The sequence below is a fragment of the Streptomyces sp. P13-3-3 genome (genome assembly GCF_050571355.1).
Lineage (GTDB): Bacteria > Actinomycetota > Actinomycetes > Streptomycetales > Streptomycetaceae > Streptomyces > Streptomyces althioticus.
The window spans coordinates 3,906,504-3,932,174 of sequence record NZ_CP192228.1 but is presented as its reverse complement, the minus strand read 5'-3'; the positions used below and the strand labels follow the sequence as shown (position 1 = coordinate 3,932,174).

Annotated in this window: 19 protein-coding genes; 6 read left to right on the top strand and 13 right to left on the bottom strand. The window is 73.6% G+C overall.

Going from position 1 to position 25,671, the window contains the following annotated elements; translation table 11 throughout:
• Nucleotides 1–145: 145 nt before the first annotated feature.
• From ACQZOG_RS18100 to ACQZOG_RS18075, 6 genes are all read right to left on the bottom strand, one after another.
• Nucleotides 146–1,921 carry a serine/threonine-protein kinase gene (locus tag ACQZOG_RS18100; RefSeq protein WP_033272409.1) on the bottom strand — a complete coding sequence of 592 codons (1,776 nt, stop codon included), beginning with the start codon at nucleotides 1,919–1,921 and terminating at the stop codon, nucleotides 146–148.
• Between the two features lie 278 nt (nucleotides 1,922–2,199).
• Entirely contained in the window at nucleotides 2,200–3,534 is a 1,335-nt protein-coding gene (locus tag ACQZOG_RS18095) for a serine/threonine-protein kinase (RefSeq protein ID WP_058916805.1), read from the bottom strand.
• Between the two features lie 83 nt (nucleotides 3,535–3,617).
• Complete coding sequence (locus ACQZOG_RS18090; RefSeq protein ID WP_406716332.1) at nucleotides 3,618–5,267, bottom strand: serine/threonine-protein kinase; 1,650 nt, start codon at nucleotides 5,265–5,267, stop codon at nucleotides 3,618–3,620.
• 148 nt (nucleotides 5,268–5,415) lie between these two features.
• Nucleotides 5,416–7,881 carry a protein kinase domain-containing protein gene (locus ACQZOG_RS18085; RefSeq protein ID WP_430741648.1) on the bottom strand — a complete coding sequence of 822 codons (2,466 nt, stop codon included), beginning with the start codon at nucleotides 7,879–7,881 and terminating at the stop codon, nucleotides 5,416–5,418.
• Nucleotides 7,882–8,033: 152 nt separating this feature from the next.
• A complete protein-coding gene (locus ACQZOG_RS18080) occupies nucleotides 8,034–10,061 on the bottom strand; it encodes a serine/threonine-protein kinase (RefSeq protein WP_058916802.1) in 2,028 nt (675 codons plus the stop codon).
• 352 nt (nucleotides 10,062–10,413) lie between these two features.
• A complete protein-coding gene (locus ACQZOG_RS18075) occupies nucleotides 10,414–12,120 on the bottom strand; it encodes a glycerol-3-phosphate dehydrogenase/oxidase (RefSeq protein WP_430741647.1) in 1,707 nt (568 codons plus the stop codon).
• 323 nt (nucleotides 12,121–12,443) lie between these two features.
• On the opposite strand from ACQZOG_RS18075, the gene ACQZOG_RS18070 reads away from it, so the two are divergent.
• Entirely contained in the window at nucleotides 12,444–13,652 is a 1,209-nt protein-coding gene (locus ACQZOG_RS18070; RefSeq protein ID WP_033272415.1) for a nucleotide sugar dehydrogenase, read from the top strand.
• Between the two features lie 542 nt (nucleotides 13,653–14,194).
• Here ACQZOG_RS18070 and ACQZOG_RS18065 read toward each other — a convergent pair.
• The 4 genes from ACQZOG_RS18065 to ACQZOG_RS18050 form a co-directional block, all read right to left on the bottom strand.
• A complete protein-coding gene (locus tag ACQZOG_RS18065; RefSeq protein WP_033272416.1) occupies nucleotides 14,195–15,319 on the bottom strand; it encodes a GuaB3 family IMP dehydrogenase-related protein in 1,125 nt (374 codons plus the stop codon).
• A 126-nt stretch (nucleotides 15,320–15,445) separates the two neighbouring features.
• Nucleotides 15,446–16,951: an IMP dehydrogenase gene (gene guaB / locus ACQZOG_RS18060; RefSeq protein WP_033272417.1), complete on the bottom strand. Its 1,506-nt coding sequence runs from the start codon at nucleotides 16,949–16,951 to the stop codon at nucleotides 15,446–15,448.
• Nucleotides 16,952–17,133: 182 nt separating this feature from the next.
• Nucleotides 17,134–17,721 carry a sigma-70 family RNA polymerase sigma factor gene (locus ACQZOG_RS18055; protein WP_006130726.1) on the bottom strand — a complete coding sequence of 196 codons (588 nt, stop codon included), beginning with the start codon at nucleotides 17,719–17,721 and terminating at the stop codon, nucleotides 17,134–17,136.
• Between the two features lie 570 nt (nucleotides 17,722–18,291).
• The gene (locus tag ACQZOG_RS18050; protein WP_003948568.1) at nucleotides 18,292–18,903 is read right to left on the bottom strand and encodes a response regulator transcription factor; all 612 of its coding nucleotides are present in this window, start codon (nucleotides 18,901–18,903) and stop codon (nucleotides 18,292–18,294) included.
• Nucleotides 18,904–19,283: 380 nt separating this feature from the next.
• On the opposite strand from ACQZOG_RS18050, the gene ACQZOG_RS18045 reads away from it, so the two are divergent.
• Nucleotides 19,284–19,616: a WhiB family transcriptional regulator gene (locus tag ACQZOG_RS18045; protein WP_058916801.1), complete on the top strand. Its 333-nt coding sequence runs from the start codon at nucleotides 19,284–19,286 to the stop codon at nucleotides 19,614–19,616.
• Nucleotides 19,617–19,720: 104 nt separating this feature from the next.
• Here the strand turns inward: ACQZOG_RS18045 and ACQZOG_RS18040 are convergent, their stop codons facing one another.
• Nucleotides 19,721–20,620: a LysR family transcriptional regulator gene (locus ACQZOG_RS18040; protein WP_193455574.1), complete on the bottom strand. Its 900-nt coding sequence runs from the start codon at nucleotides 20,618–20,620 to the stop codon at nucleotides 19,721–19,723.
• Nucleotides 20,621–20,712: 92 nt separating this feature from the next.
• Between ACQZOG_RS18040 and ACQZOG_RS18035 the strand changes: the two genes are divergently transcribed.
• The 3 genes from ACQZOG_RS18035 to ACQZOG_RS18025 all read left to right on the top strand — a co-directional run bounded on the left by ACQZOG_RS18035 (nucleotide 20,713) and on the right by ACQZOG_RS18025 (nucleotide 23,173).
• A complete protein-coding gene (locus tag ACQZOG_RS18035) occupies nucleotides 20,713–21,393 on the top strand; it encodes an MOSC domain-containing protein (protein ID WP_351036089.1) in 681 nt (226 codons plus the stop codon).
• An 86-nt stretch (nucleotides 21,394–21,479) separates the two neighbouring features.
• On the top strand, nucleotides 21,480–22,253 hold the full coding sequence (locus tag ACQZOG_RS18030; protein ID WP_058916800.1) for an SDR family NAD(P)-dependent oxidoreductase: 774 nt from the start codon (nucleotides 21,480–21,482) through the stop codon (nucleotides 22,251–22,253).
• Nucleotides 22,254–22,693: 440 nt separating this feature from the next.
• The gene (locus tag ACQZOG_RS18025; protein WP_359568353.1) at nucleotides 22,694–23,173 is read left to right on the top strand and encodes a hypothetical protein; all 480 of its coding nucleotides are present in this window, start codon (nucleotides 22,694–22,696) and stop codon (nucleotides 23,171–23,173) included.
• A 27-nt stretch (nucleotides 23,174–23,200) separates the two neighbouring features.
• Here the strand turns inward: ACQZOG_RS18025 and ACQZOG_RS18020 are convergent, their stop codons facing one another.
• Entirely contained in the window at nucleotides 23,201–23,473 is a 273-nt protein-coding gene (locus ACQZOG_RS18020; protein ID WP_033272423.1) for a hypothetical protein, read from the bottom strand.
• Between the two features lie 96 nt (nucleotides 23,474–23,569).
• Between ACQZOG_RS18020 and ACQZOG_RS18015 the strand changes: the two genes are divergently transcribed.
• On the top strand, nucleotides 23,570–24,457 hold the full coding sequence (locus tag ACQZOG_RS18015; protein ID WP_387787392.1) for a septum formation family protein: 888 nt from the start codon (nucleotides 23,570–23,572) through the stop codon (nucleotides 24,455–24,457).
• 27 nt (nucleotides 24,458–24,484) lie between these two features.
• On the opposite strand, the gene ACQZOG_RS18010 is transcribed toward ACQZOG_RS18015, so the two are convergent.
• Nucleotides 24,485–25,543 carry a hypothetical protein gene (locus tag ACQZOG_RS18010; protein WP_387787389.1) on the bottom strand — a complete coding sequence of 353 codons (1,059 nt, stop codon included), beginning with the start codon at nucleotides 25,541–25,543 and terminating at the stop codon, nucleotides 24,485–24,487.
• Nucleotides 25,544–25,671 lie beyond the last annotated feature (128 nt).

The following is a 25,671-nucleotide window of genomic DNA, read 5'->3' as shown; positions in this document are numbered from 1 at the left end:
TATGCCGGGGAACACACTTTGTGTACCCGTCGGTAACAGATTCCCGCAGGGCTCACACATTGCCAGTGAACGCTGGCAACGAAGCCGCTGATCAGCGCGTTGCGGTCACCGGCGCCCCGTGGGGTGCCGGTGACCGTGCGGAGTGTCAGCGCTTGTGGACGTCCCAGGTGTCGAAGACGGTGCGGGCGATCTCGCGGCCGTCCTCGGCGAAGTAGCCCTTCGCGGGGTAGACGACCCAGAGCCGGTACATGTCGCCGTCCTTGTTCCGGTAGTACAGGACCTGCGCCTCGCGCTCCAGGGGCGGCGTGGTGGTCGTCGTGAAGACGATCGTGTTCGTCGCCGCGTCCTGCTCCTTGTACGTCGTCTCCCGGGGCCGCCCCTGCGGCGCCGGCGTGTCGGCGATCCCCCAGGAGAACTCGCCGTCCTTCAGCTCGTTCCAGTGGGCGAACGCCTGCTCGGACGCGGACGCCGGGATCTTGTCGTCCTTGTCGTCGGCCTTCAGATCGCGGTCGGTCTCGATCCGCACCATCCCGCTCGGGTCGGTGAAGGAGGCGACGGTGCCGTCGGCGTCCTCGGCCGGCTCGTCCTTCACGAAGCCCTCCGGCACCGCGAGGGAGACGCCCACCCGGTCACCGAGGTCGTGGGTCTTCCAGCCGTCGGGCAGCGGCCCGGCGAACGGGTCCGCGATCACGAGGCCCACCACGACGGCCGCGGCGACCACCGCCGCGCCCAGCCCCAGCAGTGCCCTGCGGCCGATGCGGATGCCGCTCTCGCGGCCCGGCGCGGGCAGCGGGGCCATCTGGGTCGGCTGCGGCGCGGGCGGGTTCGCGGCGGCCTCCAGGGCGGCGCGGACCTGGGCGGCGCCCGGACGGCGCGCCGGGTCCTTCTGGAGCAGCGCCGTGATGATCTCGGCCAGCGGGCCCTGCGCGGCGGCGGGCGGCGCGGGCGTGGCGTTGAGCACGGACTGGAGGGTGGCGGGCGTGTTGCTGCGGCGGAACGGCGACACGCCCTCCGTCGCCGCGTACAGCACCACGCCGAGCGACCACAGGTCGGAGGCGGGGCCGGGGCGCTGGCCCAGCACCCGCTCCGGGGCGATGTACTCGGGCGAGCCGACGAAGCCGCCGGTGTCGGTCAGGTTGGTCTCGCCCTCGATCTGGGCGATGCCGAAGTCGGTGAGCACGACCCGGTCGTGCCGGCCCAGCAGCACGTTGTCCGGCTTGACGTCCCGGTGCAGGACGCCCGCCGCGTGCGCGGCCTCCAGCGCGCCGAGCACCTCCAGGCCGACGCGGGCGGCCTCGCGCGCGGACAGCGTGCCCTCCTCCTGGAGCACCGCGCCGAGCGAGCGGCCCTGGACGAGTTCCATCACGATCCACGGCCGGCCGTCGACCACGGCGACGTCGTGGACGTTGACCACGGCGGGGTGGTCGAGGCGGGCGGCGGCGCGGGCCTCACGGCGCATCCGCTCGAAGGCGTTGTCCCGTTCACGTTCGGGAAGGTGGTCGGGGACCCGGGGCTCCTTGACGGCCACCTCGCGGTCGACGGTCTCGTCCTTGGCCCGCCACACGGTGCCCATGCCGCCGTGGCCGAGCTTGGCGAGCAGCCGGTAGCGGCCGGCGATCACCCGTCCCGCGCCGGGGTCGGGCGCGGACGGACCGGACGGAACCGGGCCACCCGCCGGGGCGGCCTGCCGCGGACCGCCCGCCTGCGCGCCGTCCCGTCCCCGCGCGCCGTCCGGCGCGGGGTGTGACGCGTGGCCGTGCGCGTGCGCCTGGCCGTCCCCCTGGGGCGGGACCACGACGGTCGGGGCCGCGTACGGATTGCCGGGGTGCGGCACGGCCGCCGGCGGGTTCTGGTTGGGCGGTTGCAGACCAAAACTGGTCGGCTCGTCGGCCCCGTTGCGGGCTCCCCCGTCACTGCTCATGGCTCCATGCATATCGTGCCGGACCACCACCGCTCCACAGCGGGCCGCCACCGGTCACAGACCCGTGACCCACGCCGGGACTTATGCCGCTTTTATGCGTCTATGCGGGTACGACCTCACCCGTGCGACCAGGGGCTTGCGCCTGGATCACCCTGGCTGTGGGAGGCAGCGCCCCTCTTCGGCCGGCCGAGCGGGGTCCGGTGCGTGCGGCCGCAAGGCGGAGGAGGACGTCAACTCGACCGGACCTCGCGACGCCGGGATGACGCAGAGGAAAGACCCTAGGCCGCCGAGGCTGGCGAGGAGGTGGCCGGCGAGGGCGGAGTCGTCTCTTCCGGCGGCGTGGCCGGGTCGTCGGCCTCCGTGGACGAGGCACCGGACCCCGTGGACGAGCCACCGGCCCCCGTGGACGAGGCACCGGCCCCCGTGGGTGACGGCGCCGGTCGCTGCGGGGTGGTGGCCGGCGGCAACGGGCCGGGCGTCGACCCCGGCGCGGGCGTCTCCGGCGCCGTGGTGCTCGGCGTGCCGCCGCCCCCTTCGCCGCCCCGGTCCTGGAGCAGCAGCGCCCCCGCGGACACGCCCGCCCCGGCCAGCGCGGCGATCACCAGCGCCGCCACCAGCGCGCCCCGGGTGGGCTGGCGCCGTACGCCGCGTCCTGCCGGCGCGCCCGGCGGGGCGGGCTCCGGCACCTCCCGCCACAGCCGGCGGCGGGGCGGGTCGCGGTCCGGGAGCAGGTCGAGCGGGGCCGTCTCGGGCGTCCGGCCGGTGGCCAGGAACACGCGCAGCATCCGCTCCGCCCGGTCGGCGTCCAGCCGCCGGTCCGGGTCGCGCTCCAGCAAGCCCAGCACCACCGGCAGGATCGGCGCCGCCTGCGCGGGCGGCCGGATCTCGTCGACCACCACCGCGTGCAGCACGCCGCTCAGCGAGTCGCGGCGGAACGGCGACTCGCCGCTGAGCGCCGCGCACAGCAGCGCGCCCAACGACCACAGGTCCGACTCGGGCCCGGTCCGCGCGCCGGACATCCGCTCGGGGGCGGTGTACTCGGGCGAGCCGACGAACGACCCGCTCTCGGTGAGCGTGGTCGAGCCGGGCATCTGGGCGATGCCGAAGTCGGTGAGCAGCACCCGTTCCGTGCCGTCCTCGAGCAGCACGTTGGCGGGTTTGAGGTCGCGGTGCAGCACCCCGGACTCGTGCGCGGCGCGCAGCGCGCCCAGCAGACAGACGCCGATCCGCGCGGCCTCCGCCGCGTCCACGGGCCCGTCGGACGCCAACCGGTCGGCGAGGGACGGGCCGTCAATCAACTCCAGAACGATGTACGGGCGTTCGTCGTCCTCGACGACGTCGTGCACGACGATGATGTTCGGGTGGCTGAGCTGTGCAAGAGCGCGCGCCTCCCGCAGGGTGCGTTCGCGCTGCCGCCGGGCGTCGGCCGCGGTGAGCGTGTCGTCGAAGGGCAGTTCCTTCACCGCGACGCCCCGGCCGAGCAGTTGGTCCGTGGCCCGCCACACCACGCCCATGCCGCCGCGTCCGAGCAGTCCTTCCAGACGGTAACGTCCCGCCACGACGCGGGTGTTGGCCCCGTCGGTCCCGTTGTCCGGCTCCCCCTCGGTCACCATGAGCCCATCATGCCCCACCGGATGTGTCCGCTCCGGTACGGCGATTCGGCCAACGGGCGCACGTCCGCGCACGCCGGGGGCGGTCAGGGCTCGCGCCAGCCTCTGAGAATCGTCTCGAACTGCTGCATGGTCGCGTCCCAGTCCTCGGCGGGCCCGGCCATGTAGAGGGCGTACTCCACGCCGTCGCGCGTGAGGTACATGTGGTCCACCGCCCGGTACGGTCCGGGGAACTCGGTGTCCTTGGGCAGCGCGGTCCAGCTGTACTCCAGGCGCGCGGCCTCGCGGTCGCGGTAGGTCAGGCGCTTCAGCTCGATCTGCTCGTAGTCGACGAGACGCCCGCCGACCTGCTGGTCGAGGTCGCTGAGGTGGTCGAACGGGTCGTCGAAGTCCGGGGACTCGTCGGCGGCTATACGCAGGAAGTGCTTGCCGCCGTCGGGGGTGTAGTCGACCTGCTGGGTCTCCTCGTCGAACACCACCCGTTCCCAGTCCTCGCCGGGCAGCACGACGGTGAAGCCGAAGGGGTCGCTGCGGCGCACCCACCCCTCGGGCAGGCCGCCGGTGTCGGTCCCCTCCGTGTCCGACACGCCGGGCGTCGCGGGGGCCTCGGCGGTCCTGCCCGGTGTGGCCTTGGCACCGCCCCGGTCGTCCTGCTGCTGGAGCACCACCGCCGTGCCGCCGCCGATGATCGCGGCCAGCGCCACGACCAGGGCGACCGTCCGCCCGCGCGAGCGCCGGCGGGGCACCGTCGGCGCCCCGTACGACGCCTGCACGGAGGTGGAGCCGCTGCCCTGCGGGCGGGCCGGCGTGGCGGTCGGGTACGGCTGTGCGCCCGCGCCGGGGTGCGGTCCTGCCTGGCGCGGCAGCGGGACGTGGGCGCCGACGGCCTGGGTCGGCACGTACTCCTGCGCCGCGCGCGGCCGGCGTCCCTCCGCGGCCTCGGCGAGCATCTGCTCGGCCGTCGCCGCGTCGGGCCGGGTGGCCGGATCCTTCCGGAGGAACGCGCTGATGACGGGCGCGAGCGGGCCGGCGTGCCGGAGCGGCTCGGCCTCCTCCTCGACGACGGCCTGCATGGTGGTGAGCGGAGAGGTGCGGCGGAACGGCGAAAGGCCCTCCACCGCCGTGTAGAGGGTGGCGCCGAGCGCCCACAGGTCGGACGCGGGGCCGGGGTCGTGGCCGCGAACCCGCTCGGGCGCCAGGTAGTCGACGGAGCCGACGACCTCTCCGGTGCGGGTGATGGCCGCGTCACCGTCTATCTGCGCGATGCCGAAGTCGGTGAGCAGCACCCGCCCGTCCCGGCCGAGCAGGACGTTGCCGGGCTTGACGTCGCGGTGCAGGACGCCGGCGGCGTGTGCGGCGCGCAGGGCGCGCAGCACCCACAGGCCGATGCGGGCGGCCTCGCGGGGCTCGACGCGCTCCTGCTCCTTGACCGCGTCGGCCAGCGAGCGGCCCTCGACCAGCTCCATGACGATCCACGGCCGGCCGTCGTGCTCCAGCACGTCGTGCACGGTGACGACGGCCGAGTGATTGATCCGCGCGGCGGCCCGCGCCTCCGCGCGGGTGCGGGCCAGCAGGGTGGCCTGTTCGCTGTCGGAGACGTAGAGCGCGGCGGTGAGTTCCTTGATGGCGACGGAACGGTGCAGCACCTCGTCGTGTGCGCGCCACACCCGGCCCATGCCACCGCTCCCGATGGATTCGCCGAGTCGGTAGCGGCCCGCGACGAGCGAGCCCTGCATCTGATTCACGTTGCCCCGCAATGGTCTTGACAGGGTCAGGGTAGGTACCCCGGCCCGTCCTGGGAACCGAGGGGGTGCCAGAGAGACCGCACTGTGATGGTTTGTCGCGCCCCCCGTGTCGCGTCCTCCCTCACGGCCGTACCGGTGGTCAGCCGGTGTGCCGGTACGTGGCGGCCGCCTGCTCGTAGAGCCGTGTCACCTCGTCCCGTTCGCCGTCCGGGCCGCGCACCTGGAGCACGTGGTAGCGGCCGTCGATCAGCGCGGCGAGGTTGCGCACGTACAGCTCGCCCCGGTCTCCGGTCCAGGTGAACTGGCCCTCGGCCATGACCCGTCCGCCGACCTCGATGGTCTTCAGGCCGGTCGAGGTGGCCCAGCTGGAGTCGCGGTACGGCTGGAGTTCGCGCTCGGCGTCCCGCTGGTAGGCCATGGGGTCGCCGCCGAACTGCTGGGCGCTGTCCCGGCCCGGCACCACGACGAGCTCGAAGTCGCCCTTGGAGTAGACGACCTGGCCGCTGCCGTTCTTGCCGGTGCGCTGCCAGCCCTCGGCGACGGCGACCTCGAAGCCCTCGGGGTCCTTGCGCAGCGTGAAGCCGTCGGCGACGTCGGGGCCGGTGGTCTGCGTCTTCGTGGAGGCCGACTCCTCCGGCGCGCTCGGCCCGCCGTCGCCGCCGCCCGGGGAGTTGCTGCCGTCCGGGCGGGCGTCACCCGAGGAACTCGGCGCGGCCCCTCCGGCGGCCGGGGTGCGGCCCGCGGAGGGCGACCCGGTGGTCTCCTCGCCGGCCTTCGGCATGAACAGCACCGCGTAGGCGATCGCCGCCGCCATGGCGAGCAGCACCAGCAGGAGCAGGGTGCGGCCGAGGCGGCGTGGTGAACCGGCGCGCGGCGCGGCCTTCTTGTGCCGTCCGTGCTGCGCGGGCAGTCCGGCGCGCCGCCTGCGCACGAGTTCGCCCCGGCGCCTTATGACCGGGAGACGTCCCGCGTCGACCGGCGGTGCCGTGATGACGTTCAGGCCCGCCTCCGGCTCGGGCGCGGAGCGCACCAGCGACCGCAGCCAGCCGCGCAGCTCTTCGAAGTCGGGGCGCTCGGTGGGGTCCTGGCGCAGCAGCGACTCCACGACCGGGCGCAGCGGGCCGCACTCCTCGGCGAACGCCGGCGGCTCGGCGCACACCATCTGCACCAGCTCGGCCGTCGACTCCTCCGGGTAGGGGGCGTGCCCTTGAACGGCGCGGAACAGCAGCGCGCCCAGCGCCCACAGGTCGGTGACGGGTCCGATGGGCGGCGCGAGCTGCCAGTTCTCGTGCACGGGGCCCGCCTGTTCGGGCGCCCAGCGCTCGGTGACGGGCCCGACGACGGCCATCCGCGCCTGCCGGGCGCGCTCGGCGGCCAGCGCGGTGGCGGGGCCCCGGCGCGCGGGGGTGTGCTTGGCGGGCTCGTCCCAGCGGCCGGGCGGCGCGGCGGACTCGGGGGCGGCGGGTTCGGAGGCGGCGGGTCCGAGGGCTGCGGTTTCGGGCGTGCCGCTCGCCTGGGCGCCGATGCGGGGTGCGGCACCGTGCCAGCCGGAGGCGGCCACTCCGTAGGGGTCGGCTATCTGCCCCGGGGGCGCCGACGGCCGCTGTTCGGCGCCCTCCTCGGGGGCGGGCCGCGCGCCGGGCAGCGCGCGGGAGCCCTGCTGGGCCTCCTGCACGCGGGCCGCGGCGCGGGCGCCGGCGCGGTAGGCGGCGATGGCCCCGGCCCGCGCCGCCCGCACGTCCCCCGCGCTGTCCAGGGCGCGGGGCGCCACCACGGGTGAGAGGTCGGCGGGCCCGCCGGTCCCGCCGCCGCCCGGGAGCCGTCCGGCGCGCGCCTCGATGGCCGCGCGGCGCGCCGCGTCCGGGTCGGGGTCGGCGGTGAACCCGGGCGGCCAGGCCGGTCCGCGCCCGCCGTCGCCTCCGGTACCCGGACCGAGCGCCTCGAGCGCCGCGCCGGGCTCCGGTTCGACGTCGTCGGCGGGCGGCACGGGGTCGTAGCCGCACAGCGCCTCCTCGGCCGCGCCGACCGCGAGCCCGGTGAGCATGACCCGGCCGTCTTCGCAGACCAGCACCGTGCGCGCGGTGATGTTGCGGTGCACCCAGCCGTGGGAGTGCAGCACCCGCAGGGCGGTGAGCACGTCGGAGGCGACCTCGGCGGCCCGGTACGGGGACAGCGGCTTCTCGGCGAGCAGCGCGGCCAGCGGGCGCGCGGCGACGTACTCGCTGACGATCCACAGCGAACCGCCTTCCGCGAACACGTCGAAGACCTGGTCCAGGCGCGGATGGTCGGGCAGGGCCGCCGCGGCCTGCGCGGCCTCCACCGCGCGCCGCACGACCGGGTCGGCGGGGCGGCGCACCGCGCCCTGGCCGCCGCCTGGGACGCCCCTGCCGCGCCGCGCGCCGTCCCGGGCGGTGAAGCCCTCGGGCAGCCCTTCGGCGTCCAGCACCTCGGCCTCGACGACCTCCGGCAGCGGCACCTGCCGGACCAGGACCTCCTGGCCGCTGTAGGTGTCGAACGCGCGGCTCTCGGTCAGCTCGTACTCGTCGGAGGGGGGCAGGGGCAGGCGGTAGCGGTCGGCGAGAACCCGTCCCGCATAGTCGTCCACGTTGCCTCCCCCGGCACTACGGTCGGTCAGTTCCGTTCTCCGGACGGCCCGTTCCCGCTCCGTACGGTCCGCAACCACTCACGATACGTGCCGGAGGCAACCCGCAGAGAGGGGATGACACATCTGGCGTCCCGATCCGCGGGCCGGTCGGATCAGGACTTCGGGCGGAACGTCTCCGTCAGCGTCCGCCACGTGTCCTTGCGCTGTTCGCCGTCCCACGCGTCGGCCCTGGCCGTGTACATCAGCCCGTACCCCAAACCGTCGTTGACGACGGTGCCCCGGTCCACGGACCGGTACGTGACGCCGCCGTCGACGTAGGTGAACTCCCAGTCGGCCGTCTTCCAGCCGCGGTACTCCACCGCCTCGATCCGTATGCGCTTGTACTTGGGACGCACCATGAAGCGCTCCTGGTTCGTCCAGTCGGCGACCGGGTCGTCCTTGGGCGTGGTGGTCCAGCCGATGAGCAGCTTCTGGCCGTTCGGGCCGGTGAAGCGGTCGCCGGCCGCGTCGGAGGACTTGAACTTCCATCCGGCGGGCAGACCGATCGAGTACCCCTGCTTCCCCCGGTGCGTCGTGGCCGCCTCCGCCTTGCCCGCTCCGCCGTCCCCGGCGTCCGAGGAGCTGCCCGGCGCGGCGCCGCCTGCCGTCCCGGTGGAGTCGGGGGAGGCCGCCGCGCTTCCGTCCGTGCCGGTGGACGCGGTGGCGGTGCCGTCGGTACGGGTGCCGCCCTCCTCGTCGTTCCTGGTGTCCGCCCTGGGGGTGCTCTCCGCCGCGGTCCGGTCGCCGCCGGCGCCTTGGGCGCCGCCGCCGCTCTCGTCGTCACCGCCGAGGGTGAGTGCGAGCACGGTGCCGATCACGGCGAGCACCACGACCAGCGCGATGACGACGAGCGTGCGGCGCGGCACCACGTCGGTGATCGACGCGCGCGGCGCGGGCCGTGCGGGCAGGTCCGGCGGGGTCATCACGGGCCAGCCCGAACTACGTCCGCCCGTGGCCGCGTTGGCGCCGGGCGTCGTCCCGGGCGTCCCGGCGGCGGGGCTCGCGGCGGTCGCGGACCGCGCTGCGGCCGGCTTCGCGTCCGGGGTGCGGGCCGCCGCACCGGACGCGGGGGCGGGCGCGGAGCCGGACGCGGAGGCGCCGGACTTGGTGCGGGCGGCACCGGCCGCGCCGGCCGCCACCGCTGCCTTGCGTACGGAGCGCAGAGCGCCGCGCAGCTTCTCCGCGGCCTCCTCGCCCCGCTTGGCTCCGCCGTCCCGCGTGCCGGGCTGCTCGGGCAGCGGCACGACGCGGGTGGCGTCGGCCGGCTCTCCGTCGGCGTCCTTGGTGGCGGGGGCGCTGATGACGGCGGTCAGCATGGCGCGCGCGCCGCGGTCGTCGAGCCGCTGGGCGGGGTCCTTGTTGAGCAGGCCGTGGATGACGTCGCGCAGGGGGCCGGCGTTCTTCGGCTCCTCCAGCGGCTCGGTCATCACCGCGGTGAGCGTCGCGATCGCGGAGCCCTTGTCGTACGGCGGGGTGCCCTCGACCGCCGCGTAGAGCAGGCCGCCGAGCGACCACAGGTCGGCCGCGGGACCGGGCTTGTGCCCGCGGGCGCGCTCCGGGGAGATGTAGGAGGGGGCGCCGACGAGCATGCCGGTCGAGGTGATGGAAGGGTCGCCCTCGACCTGGGCGATGCCGAAGTCGGTGAGGACGACGCGGCCGTCGTCGGCGATCAGCACGTTGGACGGCTTCACGTCGCGGTGCAGGATGCCCTCGCGGTGCGCGGACCGCAGCACGTCGAGGACGGCGAGCCCGACCTCGGCGGCGCGGCGCGGCTCCAGCAGGCCGTCCTCCCGGATGACCTCGGCGAGCGACTTGCCCTCGACGAGCTCCATGACGATCCAGGGACGGTCGTCCTCCTGGACCACGTCGAAGACGGTCACGGCGCTGGTGTTGCGGATCCGCGCGATGGCCTTGGCCTCGCGCAGCGTCCGGGTGATCAGCCGCCGCTTCTCCTCCTCGTCGATGTTCGACGGGAAGCGGAGCTCCTTGACGGCGACCGTGCGGCCGAGGGTCTCGTCCTCGGCCCGCCACACCGTCCCCATGCCGCCGCGGCCGAGCACGTCTCCCAGCCGGTACCGCCCGGCGAGGAGACGTGCGCTCTTGTCCTGACGGGATGTCCCCGCCCGCTCCGCCTCCGACATGCGTCCCCTCATGCAACCCGCCCTGACAGAGCCTTCATTGTCCCTCACCCGACAAGCGCCCGACGCCCAGGGTGCCCCTGTCCGCCCACCGGACACGGAGGGTGGAGAGGCGGGGGAACGAAGCGTTCCTCCACTCTGCCGGACGGGTCACGACAAAGACGAAATCCGAAGCGCGCCGATTCGGTCACGACCGGGCCGTCGTGACGCGCCGTCGCCCAGGTCGGCGGGGATGCGGGGCACGGCGGCCGCACTGACCACCGGCCCCGAACCGGCCGCACAAATGGCCGAGTTACGCCGCTGGGCACGCCGGGTCCCGGCCCCCGCCGCAGCGTGTGACGAGCCGGCTGCCCGTCTACAGGGGCACGATGTCCGGCGCCCCCAGACGGGCCGCGTCCGCGGTCAGGTCGTCGGGCTGGCGCTGCGACTCCCGCTCGGCCTCCACCCGCTTCTCGTAGTGCTGCACCTCGCGGTCGATCTGGCCGCTGTCCCAGCCCAGCACGGGCGCCATCAACTCGGCGGCCTCCCGCGCGCTGCGCGTGCCCCGGTCGAACGTCTCGATGGATATCCGCGTGCGCCGGGTGAGCACGTCCTCCAGATGGCGCGCGCCCTCGTGCGAGGCGGCGTAGACGACCTCGGCGCGCAGGTAGTCGTCGGCGGCCTGAAGCGGCTCGCCCAGGGACGGGTCGGAGGCGACGAGGTCCAGCACCTCCTCGGCGAGCGACCCGTACCGCTGGAGCAGGTGCTCCACCCGGACCGGGTGGAGGCCGGTGCGGGCGGCCGTGCGGGCCCGGCCGTTCCACAGGGCGTGGTAGCCCTCCGCGCCCACCAGCGGCGTCTCCTCGGTGACGCAGTCCGCCACACGCAGGTCGAGCCCGTGCACCGCGGCGTCCACGGCGTCCTTGGCCATCACCCGGTACGTCGTGTACTTGCCGCCCGCGACCACGACCAGGCCGGGGACCGGATGGGCGACCGTGTGCTCGCGGGACAGCTTGCTCGTGGCGTCCGACTCGCCGGCGAGCAGCGGGCGCAGCCCCGCGTACACCCCTTCGACGTCGTCGCGGGTGAGCGGCACCGCGAGGACGGAGTTGACGTGCTCCAGCAGGTAGTCGATGTCGGCGCTGGACGCGGCCGGGTGCGCCTTGTCGAGGTCCCAGCCGGTGTCGGTGGTGCCGACGATCCAGTGCCGGCCCCAGGGGATGACGAACAGCACGGACTTCTCGGTGCGCAGGATCAGCCCGGTGGTGGAGTGGATGCGGTCCTTGGGCACGACCAGGTGGATGCCCTTGGAGGCGCGCACGTGGAACTGGCCGCGCTCGCCGACCATCGCCTGGGTGTCGTCGGTCCACACCCCGGTGGCGTTGACCACCTGCTTGGCGCGGATCTCGTACTCGCCGCCGCCCTCCACGTCCTGCACGCGGGCGCCGACGACCCGCTCGCCCTCGCGGAGGAACCCGGTGACGCGGGCGCCGTTCGCCGTCCGGGCGCCGTACGCCGCCGCCGTGCGCACGAGGTTGAGGACGAAGCGGGCGTCGTCCATCTGGGCGTCGTAGTACTGCAGGGCTCCGACCAGCGCGTCCTTCTTCAGGCAGGGTGCGACCCGCAGGGCGTGACGGCGGCTCAGGTGGCGGTGCACGGGGAGGCCCCGTCCGTGGCCGTGGGTCATCGCCATGGTGTCGTAGAGCGCGACGCCCGCGCCGGCGTAGAGCCGCTCCCAGCCCTTGTGCTGCAGCGGGTACAGGAACGGCACCGGGCGCACCAGGTGCGGGGCGAGCTTCTCCAGGAGCAGACCGCGCTCCTTCAACGCCTCGCGGACGAGCGCGAAGTCCAGCATCTCCAGATAGCGCAGGCCGCCGTGGATCAGCTTGCTGGAGCGGCTGGAGGTGCCCGACGCCCAGTCACGCGCCTCGACCAGTCCGGTGGACAGGCCGCGCGTCACCGCGTCGAGCGCCGTGCCCGCGCCGACCACGCCGCCGCCCACCACCAGTACGTCCAGCTCGCGCTCCGCCATGGACGCCAGTGATTCGGCGCGCTGCGCCGGCCCCAGTGTCGCTGCCCTCACCGCTGCCTCCCGCTCATCGGTCGCATCGGCCACACCCGTCGGGCGAAGCCCGGTCTCCCACCCTCATGCCCAAATTCTGACCGGGTTGCCCGACTTCAGCCACACGCCGCCTCGGGCTGTGGACAACCGCGCGACCATCCACCCGTGCACACCCCGCCGCCCGGACACCGTTGGGCGCCCCGCAGGGCGACTCACCGAAAACCAGCCGATCAATCCCACATATCGGTCATATTTACTCCTAGTCTGACATTGCGCTCGCCTGTCCAGTCCTCAGCGCTTGCGCACCTGTCGCACTCCGGCTATTGGGAAGGACGGTCCACGCCATGCCCGCAGATCTCGCCGTCATCGGACTCGGCCCGTTCGGACTGCCCCTGGCCCAGGCCGCCGTGGCCGCCGGCATCGCCACCGTCGGGTACCGGACCGGCCCCGAGCCCGGCTCCCTCAGCCCCGCCGAACAGCGGCGCATGCTCGCGCAGGGCTTCCGGGTCACCACCAGCGCGACCGAGCTCGGCCGGGTGCGCACCGCGGTGATCTGCGCCCCCACCGCGCCCGCCGCCGACGGCGGGCTCGACCTCGGCCAGGTCGAGGCGGCCGCCCGCACCCTCGCCGCGCAGCTCCGCCCGCACACCACCGTGATCCTGGAGTCGCCCGTGCCGCCCGGCACCACGGAGGGTCCGCTGCTGCGGCTGCTGGAATCCGGCTCCGGCCTGCGCGCGGGACGCGACTTCCACCTCGCCCACTGCCCCAGCCGTGTCGACCCGGGCAACCGGGACCACACCCCCGCCAACACGCCGAAGGTCATCGGCGGCCTCACCCCCGCCTGCACCGAGTCGGCGGCGGCCTTCTACGGGCGCATCACCGACAAGGTGGTCCGCGCCCGCGGTCCCCGCGAGGCGGAAACGGTGCAGCTCCTGGAGACCAACTTCCGGCACGTCAACATCGCCCTGGTCAACGAGATGGCCGCCCTCTGCCACGACCTGGGCATCGACCTGTGGGACGTGCTGCGCTGCGCGGAGACCAAGCCCTTCGGCTTCCTCGCCTTCCGCCCCGGACCCGGCGTCGGCGGCCACACCGTCCCCCAGGACCTCACCGCGCACGCCGGCCGCACCCTGCGCATGGCCGAGTTGGCCCAGGAGGTCAACGGCCGCATGCCCCGCTACGTCGTGCAGCGCGCCGCGGCCCTGCTCAACGAGCACGGCAAGTCGGCGCGCGGCGCGCGCGTGCTGCTCCTCGGGGTCACCTACAAGGCCGACCTCGCCGACCTCCAGGGCAGCCCCGCGCAGGAGATCGCGGTCCGCCTGATGGAACTGGGCGCCTCGGTCAGCTACCACGACCCGCACGTCCCGTCCTGGAACGTCCTGGACCGCCCCGTCCCCCGCGCCGACTCCCTCTACGAGGCCGCCGCCGACGCCGACCTCACGATCCTCCTCCAGCAGCACCGCACGTACGACCTCCAGGGCCTCTCGGTCAAGGCCCAGCTCCTCCTGGACACCCGAGGCGCGACCCCTACGGGGGCGGCGCACCGGTTGTGAGAGGGGGGCGCGCGGCGGACCACCGTGTCACGGGGGCTGCTGGTGGGCGGGACGGCGCGCGGGTACGGTACGAACAGGTGGAGCCCACCGCAGCGGCTACTGCGGCAGGCTCCTGGATGATTCACGGGTGTCCGCCCCTAGTCTTCGTGGGGGCGGCCGCTCACCATCCGAAAAGCCGCAAGATCCACCTCCTCCGGCACTTCACCGTCCACAGACGGATCCGGTCCCAGCGGGTGGGCCTGCGGTGGCGGCCCATGGGCGCCCCCTTCCACGACACCGCCCAGTAGCTCGGTGGACGATCCGTCGGAATCGGGCCGGGCCCCGAGGGCGGGGTCCGGACCAGGTCCTTGGAAGGGGGCTCCCAGAAGAACTGGGCGCCGCCGAGGACACTGGCGGCCTCACCGGGCACATCGGGCGCCAACAGGGTCTCGGCGCAACCGCACGCCCCCGGCCACCACGCGCGCCCGCCGACACGCGAAAGGGGCCGGTCACCCGTTCAGGTGACCGGCCCCTTCGTGAGCCGTGAGGATGCCGCCCGGCGACTACCGGCGGTGCTGGGAGTCCGCCACCGTCACCTCGACGCGCTGGAACTCCTTCAGCTCGCTGTAGCCCGTGGTGGCCATGGCGCGGCGGAGGGCGCCGAAGAGGTTCATGGAGCCGTCGGGGGTGTGGGACGGGCCGGTGAGGATCTCCTCCAGCGTGCCCACCGTGCCGAGGTCGACCTTCTTGCCGCGCGGCAGCTCCTCGTTGACGGCCTCCATGCCCCAGTGGTGGCCGCGGCCCGGCGCGTCGGTGGCGCGGGCCAGCGGGGAGCCCATCATCACGGAGTCCGCGCCGCAGGCGATCGCCTTGGGCAGGTCTCCGGACCAGCCGACGCCGCCGTCGGCGATGACGTGCACGTACCGGCCGCCGGACTCGTCCATGTAGTCGCGGCGGGCCGCGGCCACGTCGGCGACGGCGGTGGCCATCGGCACCTGGATGCCCAGCACGTTGCGCGTGGTGTGCGCGGCGCCGCCGCCGAAGCCGACGAGGACGCCGGCCGCGCCGGTGCGCATCAGGTGCAGCGCGGCGGTGTAGGTGGCGCAGCCGCCGACGATCACCGGGACGTCCAGCTCGTAGATGAACTGCTTCAGGTTCAGCGGCTCGTGCGAGCCGGAGACGTGCTCCGCGGAGACCGTGGTGCCGCGGATGACGAAGATGTCCACGCCCGCGTCGACGACGGCCTTGGAGAACTGGGCGGTGCGCTGCGGGGAGAGCGCGGCGGCGGTGACGACGCCGGAGTCGCGCACCTCCTTGATGCGCTGCCCGATCAGCTCCTCCTTGATGGGAGCGGCGTAGATCTCCTGGAGGCGGCGGGTGGCCGCCTCGTCGGGCAGGCCGACGATCTCGTCGAGCAGCGGCTGCGGGTCCTCGTGGCGGGTCCACAGGCCTTCGAGGTTCAGCACGCCGAGGCCGCCGAGCTCGCCGATGCGGATCGCGGTGGCCGGCGAGACGACCGAGTCCATGGGAGCGGCCAGGAACGGCAGCTCGAAGCGGTAGGCGTCGATCTGCCAGGCGATCGAGACCTCCTTCGGGTCCCGCGTACGGCGGCTGGGGACGACCGCGATGTCGTCGAAGGCGTACGCCCGGCGGCCGCGCTTGCCGCGCCCGATCTCGATCTCAGTCACGTCTGTGGCCTTTCCCTGTTGCGTTGCAGCGCCTTCCAGTATCCCCGACGGCCGCGGCGCCCACCGCCCCGGACGCGAAGCGAGGGCGGCCCCGGTGGTCCGGAGCCGCCCTCGGGAAGCCCGCCGCTACTGGCGGCTGTAGTTCGGTGCCTCGACCGTCATCTGGATGTCGTGCGGGTGGCTCTCCTTGAGGCCCGCCGAGGTGATCCGGACGAAGCGGCCGTTGGCCTGGAGCTCGGGGACGGTGCGGCCGCCGACGTAGAACATCGACTGGCGCAGACCGCCGACGAGCTGGTGGACGACGGACGACAACGGGCCGCGGTAGGGCACCTGGCCCTCGATGCCCTCGGGCACCAGCTGCTCGTCGGAGGCGACGCCCTCCTGGAAGTAGCGGTCCTTGGAGAAGGACTTGCGGTCGCCGCGGGTCTGCATGGCGCCCAGCGACCCCATGCCGCGGTACGACTTGAACTGCTTGCCGTTGATGAACATCAGCTCACCCGGCGACTCCTCGCAGCCCGCGAGCAGCGAGCCGAGCATCACCGTGTCGGCGCCCGCGACGAGCGCCTTGGCGATGTCGCCGGAGTACTGCAGACCGCCGTCGCCGATGACCGGCACGCCGGCCTCCTTGGCGGCCAGCGCGGCCTCGTAGATCGCGGTGACCTGCGGGACGCCGACGCCGGCCACGACGCGCGTGGTGCAGATGGAGCCGGGGCCGACACCGACCTTGATGCCGTCGCAGCCCGCGTCGACGAGCGCCTTGGCGCCGTCGCGGGTGGCGATGTTGCCGCCGATCACGTCGACGCCGGAGGAGTTCGACTTGATCTTGGCGACCATGTCGCCGACCAGCCGGGAGTGGCCGTGCGCGGTGTCGACCACGATGAAGTCGACGCCCGCCTCGATCAGCGCCTGGGCGCGCTCGAACGCGTCACCGGCGACACCGACCGCGGCGCCGACCAGCAGACGGCCCTCGCCGTCCTTGGCGGCGTTGGGGTACTTCTCGGCCTTGACGAAGTCCTTGACCGTGATGAGGCCCTTGAGGATTCCCGCGTCGTCGACCAGCGGGAGCTTCTCGATCTTGTGGCGGCGCAGCAGCTCCACGGCGTCCGGGCCGGAGATGCCGACCTTGCCGGTCACCAGCGGCATCGGCGTCATGATCTCGCGCACCTGACGGGACCGGTCGGTCTCGAAGGCCATGTCACGGTTGGTGACGATGCCCAGCAGCTTCTTGTTGCCGTCGGTCACCGGGACGCCGCTGATGCGGAACTTCGCGCACAGCGCGTCGGCCTCGGCGAGCGTGGCGTCCGGGTGGATCGTGATGGGGTCGGTGACCATGCCCGACTCGGACCGCTTCACCAGGTCGACCTGGTTGGCCTGGTCCTCGATGGACAGGTTGCGGTGCAGCACGCCGACGCCGCCCTGGCGGGCCATCGCGATGGCCATGCGGGACTCGGTCACCTTGTCCATGGCGGCGGACAGCAGCGGGATGTTCACCCGCACGTTCTTGGAGACGTACGAGGCGGTGTCGATCTGGTCGGGCGCCATGTCCGACGCGCCCGGCAGCAGCAGCACGTCGTCGTAGGTCAGCCCGAGTGTCGCGAATTTTCCGGGCACTCCGTCGACGTTGGCAGTCATGACACCTTCCCCAAATGGCCTTGATCGGTGCGGATGTCCATGCTAACGGGAAGCGTGGGTGTCTCATTCCACGGTTCCGCACGGTCCCCGGCTTCGTATGTTCGTACGGGAGCGGCTGATCGTCCGTTCATATGCAACTGATGCGCCGGCGCGCTCACGAAGAGGCGGTGCGGGGACGGGCGTTACTGCTCCGCCAGGGCCCGCAGCCGGCTCAGCGCGCGGTGCTGCGCCACCCGGACCGCGCCGGGTGACATTCCCAACATCTGACCGGTCTCCTCCGCGGTGAGCCCCACGGCGATACGCAGGAGGATCAGCTCGCGCTGGTTCTCCGGCAGGCTGGCCAGCAGTTTCTTGGCCCACTCGGCGTCGCTGCTGAGCAGGGCGCGCTCCTCCGGGCCCAGCGAGTCGTCGGGCCGCTCCGGCATCTCGTCGGACGGCACGGCGGTCGAACCGGGGTGCCGCATCGCGGCGCGCTGGAGGTCGGCGACCTTGTGGGAGGCGATGGCGAAGATGAACGCCTCGAAGGGCCGGCCGGTGTCCTTGTAGCGGGGCAGCGCGAGCAGCACCGCCACGCAGACTTCCTGGGCGAGGTCCTCCACGAAGTGCCGGGCGTCTCCCGGCAGGCGGGAGAGACGAGTACGGCAGTAGCGCAGGGCGAGGGGGTGAACGTGGGCGAGCAGGTCGTGCGTGGCCTGCTCGTCTCCGTCGACCGCGCGGTGGACGAGCGCACCGATCGCCCCCTGGGCCGTGCCCGCCTCGTCGTCGCGCATCGGTCCATGGTGCCCTGCGGACGCGGGGTCCGTGGCACCGTGTCCTTGGTTGTGCACCGAAGCGTTATGAGCAGGTGCGCCGGAAGTCATCCCTTGCGCCCTCCCCTTCCGCTCGACCGACTCGTCCCCGAGGAACTCCACACCTCAAGGATGCGGCATCCGCCGCGAAACGAGCAGTGGGTCCCTCCCGGCCGCGGCGAACACCACGTCCAACGTGTGTGCCGGCCCACGAGAGCAGCCGCTGACGGGCCCGCCCGTACGGGGCCGGCGCCCGGGATGCGGCGGTGCCGGCACGGCTCGCGCCCGTGCGGAACGTCTCGACGGCCGAAGCCGCGGCGGTGCGGGAGGGACACGGATGTCCGTGCCGAACCCGTACGCGCCGTCGACGCCGCCCCGCACCGTCCGCGCGGCGCCGCGGCCATGACCCGGACCCGGTCCGTCCGAGCGGCGACCGGACGCCGCGTCCACCGGGACGACAGCTCGCCGGGTCCGGGCCCGGACGCACACCCGGACCCCGCGCCGGAACGGCGCCCCGCACCTCGGCCGGCCCGGCCCGAAGGACGGGACGGCCTACCGCACCAGACCCCACCGGAACCCGAGCGCCACCGCGTGGGCCCGGTCCGAGGCGCCGAGCTTCTTGAAGAGACGGCGCGCGTGGGTCTTCACCGTGTCCTCGGAGAGGAACAGCTCCCGGCCGATCTCCGCGTTGGAGCGGCCGTGGCTCATCCCCTCCAGCACCTGGATCTCACGCGCGGTGAGCGTGGGCGCCGCGCCCATCTCGGCCGAGCGCAGCCGGCGCGGGGCGAGCCGCCAGGTCGGGTCGGCGAGCGCCTGCGTGACCGTGGCGCGCAGCTCCGCTCGGGAGGCGTCCTTGTGCAGATAGCCGCGGGCCCCGGCGGCCACCGCGAGGGCGACGCCGTCCAGGTCCTCGGCGACCGTGAGCATGATGATGCGTGCCCCGGGGTCGGCGGAGAGCAGCCGCCGTACTGTCTCGACGCCGCCCAGACCGGGCATGCGCACGTCCATGAGGATCAGGTCCGAGCGGTCGGCGCCCCAGCGGCGGAGGACTTCCTCGCCGTTGGCCGCCGTCGTCACGCGCTCGACGCCGGGCACGGTCGCGACCGCGCGGCGGAGCGCCTCTCGGGCAAGCGGGGAGTCGTCGCAGACGAGGACGGAAGTCATGGCCGCCCTCCGCAGCTGATGCGCGTCACCTTGAGCCTCCAGGCTGGTACGAAATCGTCACCTTGCGGTCGACCGTCTCGGACGCCCGCCCGAGCGCTTGTTCCTTCAACCGCCTCGCACTCTCAACGACGGTCACTCGAAAGAGTTACGGGGCCGTCTGCCATCTTCGGCACTCTACGTGAGGAGGCGCTCACGTAGGAGACATGCGCGACGTACCCCCGAACTTTCACCACAACCCATGCCCCATTCAGACCCTTTTCTTCCCCTTTGATGGTGTCCGGAGCTAGATTCGCAATGAGTCATATTTTCATCTCCTTTGATCGTAGTTGTACGGTCGTGGACACCGGATCCGCCCAGTAACGGCTACAAGGGGTCACGCAATGGCAGATTTCTCCCGCCTTCCCGGACCGAACGCGGACCTGTGGGACTGGCAGCTCCTGGCTGCCTGCCGCGGGGTGGACAGCTCGCTCTTCTTCCACCCGGAGGGCGAGCGGGGTGCCGCACGCAGCGCACGCGAGAACTCGGCCAAGGAGGTCTGCATGAGGTGCCCGGTACGCGCCGAGTGCGCCGCGCACGCGCTCGCGGTGCGCGAGCCGTACGGCGTGTGGGGCGGCCTGACCGAGGACGAGCGCGAAGAACTGATGGGGCGGGCGCGCAACCGGCTGGTGTCGGCGTCGGGCGCCGGCGGACACGCCGCCGCCTCGAACACCTGAAGGAACGTTTCTTCGGAAAGGAACCCCTGGCACGCCCGCGTGCCCTTGCTCCGCCTGCCGCTCTCCGGCGACCAGGTGCCGTCAGGCTGCCGGGGCGGCTTCCCTCACCCGGCGGCGGCGGCCGCCGCCAGCTTCTCCAGCGTCGCGGTGACCGCGGGGACCTGCGCGAGGTCCGGCAGGGTGAGCGCGACGATCTCCCGCCGCACGGCGGGCTCCAGGTCCACGGTGCGCACGCCGCGCGGGCGCAGCGACTCCAGCGCGAGCTGCGGCAAAACCGCGACCCCCAGTCCCGCGCCGACCAGACCGGCGACCGCCGGGTAGTCGTCGGTCGCGAAGTCGATGCGCGGGGTGAAACCCGCCGTCTCGCACACCTCGACGAGCTGTCCCCGGCAGCGCGGGCAGCCCGCGATCCACGGCTCCTCCGCGAACTCACCGATGGCGGCCGACCCCGCGCGGGCCAGCCGGTGCCGCTCGGGCACGAGCCCGACCAGCCGGTCCGACAGCAGCGGCCGCACCACCAGGTCCGCCCACTCCTCCGCACCGGCCGCGCCCTCGTAGCGGAAGGCGAGGGCCACGTCGCAGTCGCCCTCGCGCAGCATCCGCACGGAGCGGGGCGGTTCGGCCTCCTCCAGGGAGACGCGGGTGCCGGGGTGGGCGCCGCGCAGTGCGGCCAGGGCGGTCGGCACGAGCGTGGAGCTGCCGCTGGGGAACGACACCAGCCGTACCCGTCCGGCGCGCAGGCCGGCGATGGCCGCGACCTCCTCCTCGGCGGCGGTGAGCCCGGCGAGGATGCCCGCCGCGTGCCGCACCAACGCCTCGCCGGCCTGGGTCAGCCGCATCTCGCGGCCCGTGCGGATGAGGAGCGGCGTGCCGACGGACCCCTCCAGGGCCTTCATCTGCTGGCTGACGGCGGGCTGGGTGCATCCCAGCTCGCGGGCGGCGGCGGAGAAGGAACCGGTGGAGGCCACGGCGCGCAGCACGCGGAGGTGGCGGGCTTCGATCACACCGCCAGGATACGCGCAGGGATAAGCCCGCCTTTGATCACGCGGGAATTAATGCGTCGACGCTTTGATGTGCATGCCTTACCGTGCACCGCATGAAGCTTCTGTCTGTGAACCTGGGCCGCCCGAAGCCCGTCCCCTACACGGGCCAGCGCGACGGCCTGACCGGTATCGACAAGCGTCCGGCGGACGGACCGGTGCGGGTGTCGGCGCCCGGCGCGAAGGGGATCGGCGGGAGCGGTCTGGCCGGGGACGCGGTGTGCGAGACGCGGCACCACGGCGGGGACGACCAGGCGGTGTACGCGGTGGCCCGCGAGGACCTCGACGAGTGGGAGCGCGCGCTGGGGCGCCCGCTGCCCGCCGGCTCGTTCGGCGAGAACCTGACCACCGAGGGCGTCGACGTGTCCGGCGCGCTGATCGGCGAGCGCTGGGCCGTGGGGCCCGAGGTGGTGCTGGAGGTCACGTCGGGGCGCATTCCGTGCCGGACCTTCCAGGGCCATCTGGGTGAGAAGGGCTGGGTGAAGCGGTTCACGGAGCGGGCGGCGCCGGGGGCGTACCTGCGGGTGATCACACCCGGGGAGGTGCGCGCGGGCGACACCGTACGGATCGTGCACCGGCCGGATCATGACGTGACGGTGGCCCTGCAGTTCCGCGCGGTGACGACGGAACGGGAGCTGCTCCCCCGGCTGCTGGCGGCGGGGGACGCGCTGCACCCGGAGGCGCTGAGGCAGGCGCGGGAGCATGTGGAGAAGTCCGGGGCGGCGGTGGAGGTCTGACCGTACGTCGGGGGGTGTCCTGAAGGACCCGTGCCCGCCCGGACCGCAGAGCGGACGCCTCCGCTCCGGGTCACTACTCTTGGGCCATGACAACGGCTCTGATTACGGGATCGACGGCGGGGATCGGTGCCGCGTTCGCGCGGCGGCTGGCGGCCGACGGCCACGACCTGGTGCTCGTGGCCCGGGACACGGCCCGCCTGCGGGAACAGGCGACCGAGCTGCACGACCGCCACGGCATCGAGGCGGAGGTGCTGACCGCCGACCTGGCCGAGGACAAGGGGATCGAGGCGGTGGAGCGCCGGCTCGCCGACCGCCGCAACCCCGTCGACCTGTTGGTCAACAACGCCGGGTTCGGGCACAAGGGCCGCTACCTCGAGGTCCCCATGTCCGACGAGCTGACGATGCTCAAGGTCCACTGCGAGGCCGTGCTGCGGCTGACGTCGGCGGCGGTCGAGGCGATGCGGGAGCGCGGGCGCGGCGGCGTCGTGAACGTCGCCTCGACCGCGGCGTTCGTGCCGCGCGGGACGTACGGGGCGTCGAAGGCGTGGGTCGTGCAGTTCACGCAGGGCGCGGCGCAGGACCTGGCCGGTCACGGCGTACGCCTGATGGCGCTGTGCCCCGGCTTCGTGCGCACCGAGTTCCACGAGCGGGCCGGCATGGGCACGGACAACATCCCGCGGTGGATGTGGCTGGACGCGGACAAGGTCGCCGCGACGGCCCTGGCGGACCTGGCCCGGGGCAAGTCACTGTCCGTCCCGGACCCTCGGTACAAGGTGCTGATGGGCGCGTCGAAGCTGGTCCCGCGGAACCTGCTGGGCGGCATCTCCTCGAGGACGGGCCGCAAGTACGGGCCGCGCTGACGCCTCCCCGTCCGCGCCGGGACGCGGACCCGGGCGCCCTGCGCGAGGGGACGCCGGCCTTCACCGCCCCCTGGACGTGATGCGCGACGCGCGGCGGTACGCGGACACGGCCCGCCGCTTCTTCGAGGTCGCGACAGCTTCGACTTCACGTTCCGCGTGAGGACCGCATGGCCCAGGGCGACGGGGTCTGCACCCGCTGGCGCCGGGAGGGCATCCACAAGGGCGACTTCCTCGGCGTCCCGGCACGGGCAGGCGGGCCACCATGACTGGAATGACCACCCTCCAGTTCAGCGCCTCCGGCAGGGTGGCGAAGGGGCGGCCGGAGTTGTGACTGTACCGAACCAGCCATTCCCCTCACCGGAAACCGCCGTACGGGAACGATGCGTCCGCCTGTGCGCTCCTCACGGACAGTCCGAGGAGCAGGGGGGCACATGGGCGACATGGCACAGCGACAACGCATCAGGGCGTCGACGGCCGGACTCACGCGCCGACTGGTGACGGCGACGGCCGCGGTGGTCGTCGCCACCGCTTGTTCGGCTCCGGCCGACCCCGACGGGAACCCGTCCCGGGGCGCCCGCGAGGCGGTGGAGGACTACGTGCACGCCCTCAACGCCCGCAGCGCGGACGGTCTCATGTCCGTCGGAGGCGTCGAGGACGCGGACTGGTCCCGGCAAGAGGCGGAGCGGGTGCTCGCCGAGCGGGGCGGACGCGGCTGGACGGTCGAGGAGATGCGGATCGCGCACGACCTGGGCCCGGACATCGCGTCGGTCCGCCTTCTCGCGGAGGACGCGTCCGGTCGAACCATGCGGGATACGTTGACCCTCACCCGGGAGAACGGCACGTGGCAGGTGGCGCTCTTCACCGGGCGACCCGCCGAACCGGGCAAGCACCCTGCGGCGACTCGCGAACCTGGTTCCTGAGCGCACGAACACCGGGGCGTCCGGCGGTCAGTTCTTGGCGGCGAAGTGCTCCCGCAGTTCGTCCAGGCACTCACCGTCCTGGCCGGACGACGTGCCGGCCCAGGTCACTACGAGAGCGCGGTCCGAGTTCTCGGTTCTCTGTTCCGCCACGCGCGCCTCGACGTCCGCGATGTAGTCGGCGCAGTCCGTGTCGGCGGGTGAGGTGCCGGTCAGCGCCTCCGTCGCGGCGAGGCCCGCCGCGCACAGCAGCGCCCAGGCGATGAACCAGGTGCGGTGCTTCCTCCGGCTCGGGTTTGGCATGCCCGCATCCTAGGTGCGGCAACGGCACGTACCCGTACGCACTGCAACCTTCTCCCCTGCTCACAGGTCACAGCTCACAGAAAAGAGGGGGAAGCAATGATGAGCCGTGCCCCGTACCGTTCACCGCGTGGTCCGGCCGCCGTCGCCGCGCTTCTCGCGCTCGCCGCCGTCGGCTGTTCCGAGGCGGCCGAGGTCGTCGACGACGCCAAGGACGGGGCGAGGAAGGCGGCCCGGCAGCGGTCGGTGTTCTCGCTCGACGTCGGCGACTGCTACAACCCGAACGGCAAGGCCGAGGGCGAGGCGTATCTCGTCGAGGTCGTGCCCTGCGAGGAAGCCCACCAAGGGGAGGTCGTCGGCGAGTTCGCCGTCGAGGGCGGCCCGAAGCACCCCGGTGACGAGAAGATCGTCGGGATCGCCGACGAGCGCTGTGCCGCCGAGGCACAGCGGTACGCCCCGGACACCTGGGCACTCCCCGCGGGCGTCGGGCTGTCGCACTACACCCCGACCCGGGAGAGCTGGGCGACCGGCGACCGCGCCGTGAGCTGCACGTACACCGTGGAGAAGGGCACCTTCAAGGGGTCGCTGAACACCGCGAAGTCCTTCGAGCCCGACCAGCTCACGTTCCTGAAGGGGTCGAACGCCGTCTACGAGACCCTGTGGGCCCACCAGCCGGTCACGGACGACGTCGAGGGCGCCCTGAAGGACTACAAGGCGCAGGCCGAGGCCGTCGCGGCGGCCCTCGGCACACACGTCGAGGACCTGGGCGGCATCGACGGCACCGAGGTCGGCAAGCTCCGGGCGACGCTCACCAAGGCGGCCGGCCAGTGGGAGAAGGCCGCGAACGCCCCCGACGCCGACGCCTTCTACCTCGCCTACGACCAGGCGTTCACCCTCATCGACCCGGGCGAGACCGTCGCCGCCCGCAAGGAACTGGGCCTCGCCACCACCGTCCCGGCCGAGGACGCGGAGGTCTGGGCGAGCTGAGGCCGCCGTCCCGCAGCGGCCTCCGGGCTACTCGCCTCCGCCGCCGTCTCCCCCGCCGCCGTCTCCCCCGCCTCCGCCGTCCCCGCCTCCGCCGCCTCCGTCTCCGGCGTCGCCGCCGTCGTTGCCCCAGCCGTCGCCGCCGCCGGGCTCGTTGTCGTCGCGGCCGCGGCCGAGGTTGCTGAACCAGGGCTGGTCCCAGCCGTCGTCGGTGTCGCGGCGTTGCGGACGGGCGGCGCGGAAGCGGGCCAGGCCCGTCGCGTCGCCGAGGCCGAAGGAGACCGCCACCGCGTGGGCCATCACCGCGTCCAGCGGGTCGGGGCTCTCGTGACGGACCTCGGCCAGCGGCAGCAACAGGGTGCCGGGGGCAGGCTCGGCGCCGCGTGGCGGGCGGATCAGCAGGGCGACCGGGGTGTCGCCGCGGAAGAGCCGGGAGCTCTCCGCGTCCACGCGGCGCAGGATCCAGTGCCGGTCGGGGAGCCCTATCTCCACCGTGCTCTTCGACTTGCGGAACTTCTTGCGCAGCACGAGCCGCGCGGAGGCGTTCCCCACGGTCAGCACCAGGCCGGTGCCTCCGTCGCCGTGGCCGAGGAAGCCGTACGGCGCGCGCAGGCGTACGGCGGGGGCGTGCGGGCCCCAGACGTCGACGCGGACCTGGCGGCGGTCCACGGCCACCGCCACCGGACCGGCGGGGCCGTGCGCGTAGCGGCGGGCGATCCACAGGGGGACGCCCTCGTCCCGCGCCCGTGCGGCGAGGGCGGCGACCTGTTCCGGGCCGCCGCACCGGCGTACCGCGAGCTCGCCCAGCGCGTGGGCGAACGCGGACGCCTGACGCACCTTCAGGGGGACGCAGGTGCCGGTGGCCCGGGTGACGGGGACCAGGCCGGCGCCTTCGGGGAGGGACGCCAGGGGGCGTTCGGCGCCTCCACCGCCCAGCCAGGCGCCCCGCAGGAACGCCTCCGCGACAGCGGCGAGGTTCAGTTCCTCCAGCGGGGTCGTCCGGCCGCCGCGGCGCAGTCCGGACTCGCCGAGGCGCACGGTGCGCGCGAGCGGGTTGCGGGAGCGTTCCCCGTACAGCACCTGGTCCATCGCCATCCCCCCATCGCTTCGGCCGTCGTCTCCACAGACTCCGTACCGGCGTGGCGCGGTTCCATGATCGAGGGGACTGGGGCGGGGTACGACGAGGGCCCGGCGGCCGCCGTCCTCGCGGACGGGGC

Coding starts and splice junctions, on each gene's coding strand:
- ACQZOG_RS18025 (WP_359568353.1), top strand. CDS start 22,694: ATGGCACAGCGACAACGCATCAGGGCGTCGACGGCCGGACTCACGCGC.
- ACQZOG_RS18090 (WP_406716332.1), bottom strand. CDS start 5,267: ATGCAGGGCTCGCTCGTCGCGGGCCGCTACCGACTCGGCGAATCCATC.
- ACQZOG_RS18100 (WP_033272409.1), bottom strand. CDS start 1,921: ATGAGCAGTGACGGGGGAGCCCGCAACGGGGCCGACGAGCCGACCAGT.
- ACQZOG_RS18030 (WP_058916800.1), top strand. CDS start 21,480: ATGACAACGGCTCTGATTACGGGATCGACGGCGGGGATCGGTGCCGCG.
- ACQZOG_RS18080 (WP_058916802.1), bottom strand. CDS start 10,061: ATGTCGGAGGCGGAGCGGGCGGGGACATCCCGTCAGGACAAGAGCGCA.
- ACQZOG_RS18055 (WP_006130726.1), bottom strand. CDS start 17,721: ATGCGCGACGACGAGGCGGGCACGGCCCAGGGGGCGATCGGTGCGCTC.
- ACQZOG_RS18035 (WP_351036089.1), top strand. CDS start 20,713: ATGAAGCTTCTGTCTGTGAACCTGGGCCGCCCGAAGCCCGTCCCCTAC.
- ACQZOG_RS18020 (WP_033272423.1), bottom strand. CDS start 23,473: ATGCCAAACCCGAGCCGGAGGAAGCACCGCACCTGGTTCATCGCCTGG.
- ACQZOG_RS18095 (WP_058916805.1), bottom strand. CDS start 3,534: ATGGTGACCGAGGGGGAGCCGGACAACGGGACCGACGGGGCCAACACC.
- ACQZOG_RS18070 (WP_033272415.1), top strand. CDS start 12,444: ATGCCCGCAGATCTCGCCGTCATCGGACTCGGCCCGTTCGGACTGCCC.
- guaB (WP_033272417.1), bottom strand. CDS start 16,951: ATGACTGCCAACGTCGACGGAGTGCCCGGAAAATTCGCGACACTCGGG.
- ACQZOG_RS18015 (WP_387787392.1), top strand. CDS start 23,570: ATGATGAGCCGTGCCCCGTACCGTTCACCGCGTGGTCCGGCCGCCGTC.
- ACQZOG_RS18010 (WP_387787389.1), bottom strand. CDS start 25,543: ATGGACCAGGTGCTGTACGGGGAACGCTCCCGCAACCCGCTCGCGCGC.
- ACQZOG_RS18050 (WP_003948568.1), bottom strand. CDS start 18,903: ATGACTTCCGTCCTCGTCTGCGACGACTCCCCGCTTGCCCGAGAGGCG.
- ACQZOG_RS18045 (WP_058916801.1), top strand. CDS start 19,284: ATGGCAGATTTCTCCCGCCTTCCCGGACCGAACGCGGACCTGTGGGAC.